This is a genomic window from Virgibacillus sp. 7505 (assembly GCF_002272135.1).
Taxonomy (GTDB): Bacteria; Bacillota; Bacilli; order Bacillales; family Amphibacillaceae; genus Terribacillus.
Window position 1 is genome coordinate 1 of the sequence record NZ_NPBF01000226.1, and the last position, 254, is coordinate 254.

Below are 254 nucleotides of genomic sequence, written 5' to 3' on the forward strand. Positions count from 1 at the left end.
GAACAGCTTCTCACGTCATGGAATAGAATGCCTTCACACCGCAATGTCCGTGTGCTTGCACTGTTGGATTCAACCGGATTGCCTTTGACAAAAAAGGGATTTGCAGGCGTGGCCCACGCGTATGCATCATTGAAACTGTCTGAACAGCAGACAAAAGAAGCATTGCTTTACATCAAGCAGCAGAACGTAAACGTGACAGCCGCCACGCTCCAAGCAGCCCATGTGGAAGTAAACGCATCTGAGTCGTTAAGTGT

The 254-nt window shown here is 48.8% G+C and carries 1 protein-coding gene; it reads left to right on the plus strand.

Annotation, left to right across the window (positions count from 1 at the left end; genetic code table 11):
• A partial coding sequence (locus CHH91_RS20720) for a hypothetical protein (protein WP_176465868.1) occupies positions 1-254 on the plus strand: 254 nt, incomplete at both ends.